Source organism: Peribacillus sp. NPDC058002 (genome assembly GCF_042886655.1).
Classification (GTDB): Bacteria; Bacillota; Bacilli; order Bacillales; family DSM-1321; genus Peribacillus; species Peribacillus aracenensis.
Map to the genome: position 1 here is coordinate 1 of NZ_JBHVQU010000380.1, position 2,573 is coordinate 2,573.

Annotated in this window: 4 protein-coding genes; all 4 read right to left on the bottom strand. The window is 39.6% G+C overall.

Features of this window, described 5'->3' with window-relative positions; all coding sequences use genetic code 11:
- The coding region (locus tag ACFVSH_RS25285) for a LysM peptidoglycan-binding domain-containing protein (RefSeq protein WP_387708503.1) at positions 1-315 on the bottom strand (315 nt) is incomplete at its 3' end.
- 107 nt (positions 316-422) lie between these two features.
- Entirely contained in the window at positions 423-1,001 is a 579-nt protein-coding gene (locus tag ACFVSH_RS25290; RefSeq protein ID WP_387604272.1) for a GNAT family N-acetyltransferase, read from the bottom strand.
- Positions 1,002-1,040: 39 nt separating this feature from the next.
- Positions 1,041-1,445, bottom strand: a complete 405-nt coding sequence (locus ACFVSH_RS25295; protein ID WP_387604270.1) for a secondary thiamine-phosphate synthase enzyme YjbQ — start codon at positions 1,443-1,445, stop codon at positions 1,041-1,043.
- A gap of 654 nt (positions 1,446-2,099) precedes the next feature.
- On the bottom strand, positions 2,100-2,573 hold a 474-nt coding region (locus ACFVSH_RS25300), incomplete at its 5' end, for a fructose-specific PTS transporter subunit EIIC (RefSeq protein WP_387708504.1).

Genomic DNA, 2,573 nt, shown 5'->3' on the forward strand with positions numbered 1-2,573 from the left:
GAGCCTGTATGGCTCCCCTTTAGCTTCTGCATGCACAAGCCTTGCTAATAATTCTTTATCATTTTCATTCATTACATGTGGAATAATTAATGTTTTACCTGGCTCGGCAACATTATTTACATTATTATTGACTTCTTTTAACTTTCCGATAGGAACACCGTACTGCTTCGCAATATCCCATATCGATTCACCTTGTTTAATGACATGTTTGGTTGCTCCATCCGAAGCTTTACTGGTCGTTCCCTTAGGAAAAGCTATCCCAAGTATGATGACACTTAGAGTCATTATCACAGTTATTATAACTGATAATTTCATCCTGTAACCTCCTCGTTAAGCATCTTCCAAGGATAACAGACCATATGGGAGAAAACAGTGCTAAATTTTTTCCAAGGAAATGAAGGAAAAATTTTCACGGGGGTCTATTAACTTCGAAATTTTAATGATTCCCATTCTTCCCGTAGCATTCCCATTCTGATTGAATCATAATAATAACCATCATGATAACGGCATTTCCTCATCCTTCCCTCTACTTGCATACCTACCTTTTCCCCTACCGCGATCATGCGTTCATTACCTGACCATGTCGTCAGACCCACCCGCTCAATCTCCATTTTTTCGAATAAATAGCCTATGAATAACCTTAACGCTTCAGTTCCATAACCGCCATTCCAATACTTGGGCTCAAATATCGTAATTCCGATTTCAAGCCAACGTGAAGCTTCATGTTCCCAGTAATATACAACAGATCCTATTATTTGATCGTTCTTTTCCATTAATAGCTCAGAGTAAGCCCCCACTTTTTCATCATAGGTTCTATATTTCGTTTCTTTATCGATATACGTTTGGAAATCAATGAGTTCAAGAGGATGATAAGGTGCATCCCACTTTTTCCATTCTGGATCTGCTTCTCCATATTTCAGGCTCCATAAACGTTTTAAATCGGTTTGTTTAACATTCCTCAATATTACTTTACTTCCTTCAATCCAAACATCGTCGTCCAATCCGCTTCCTCCCAATTCAACCTTGCCGTACTTTCCATTTTACCTGTCGACACATAATTTAATAAAATATTGCCTTTCTCTGGGACCATCGAATTCACAAAAATACACACCTTGCCAGGTACCAAGGATCAAGCTCCCTTTATGGATGATCACCTGCTGTGAAGAACCAACCGCACTTGATTTCAAATGGGCTGCCGTGTTTCCTTCCATATGTAAATCCAATGCATGATTCCATGGGTATTGCTCGTCCAGTCTTCTTAACATATCCTTTTTGACATCGGGATCAGCATTTTCATTAATCGTAATCCCTGCTGTCGTATGTGGACAATATATAAGAGCTACTCCCTCTTGAATCCCATTTTCCTTGATTAACGCCTGTACTTCTGTTGTAACATCAATCATATCATCCCTTTTCGTCGTTTTTAAGGTATTTTTCTTCAGCATATACGTTCACTCCTTTTGTTTGTTCGTTTTTATATTCCTTTACCCATAAACATAAAAGTTCATGCTTTAATAAACCAGTCGATTTTAAGATTAACAAACCTTTTTATAATTATTTTGTTTTCATATTGGATCTATAAGGAATGAGGGGGGATTTTAAGTCAACATTTCCAATTAGCCACTCCTGCATATAAAGTGGACCGATTGATGAAGTAGTTCACGGAAATTCCATTTAAAAGACAAACCTGCAGCGTTAAGGGAGAGTATGGTTTGAATGCAGATCGATTAATTGAGGGCTGCGCGAAAAGTCACACCCAGCTCTTGTAGTTGAAAATCAGATAGGCTAAAGGCTTCTAGCCACATTTAATAATTAATCATATATCTTTTAAAGTGACGCAAGTTTCCTGAAGCGAACAGTATTTTTGTATCACCCTTTCGGCAACGGGGTTGAGTTTTGGATTGGATATAAGAAAAGCGGACCCGCTGTAATTAGATGCGCTTTCAGACTGAAGACAAACTTGATTAAAATCGAGTCATCTTAGATCCTCTATTTATAACTGCTTCCATCCAATAAAATTGAAAAAGGTTACGGAATGTTGCCATTCCGTAACCTTTTTGTCTATAAACTGAAAGCGGATCCGCTTTCTTTCCGTTTTTTTATATCTGTTTCTTTTTCGAGAATCCCAATAGTAAGGCGGTGATGAGGGATCCTATTAAAATGGCCAACAAATAGAAAAATGGGTGATTGACAAGTGGGATGACAAATATTCCACCATGTGGTGCAGGGAGAGTCACGTTAAAAGCCATTGACAGTGCTCCCGCTGTCGCTGCACCGACAACACTGCTGACGATAACACGCAATGGATCCGCTGCCGCAAAAGGGATCGCTCCTTCTGTAATGAACGAAGCACCCATGAAATAATTAGTGAATCCTGATTTTCTTTCCATTTCAGTGAATTTGCTTTTAAAGAATGTAGTGGCCAAGGCAATCCCTAGAGGAGGAACCATTCCACCAGCCATTACAGCAGCATGCGGTCCGAAACTCTGAGCTTCAATGGCGGCTAGCCCAAATGTGAAAGCAGCCTTGTTTAGGGGGCCACCCATATCTACAGCCATCATCCCCCCTAGAAT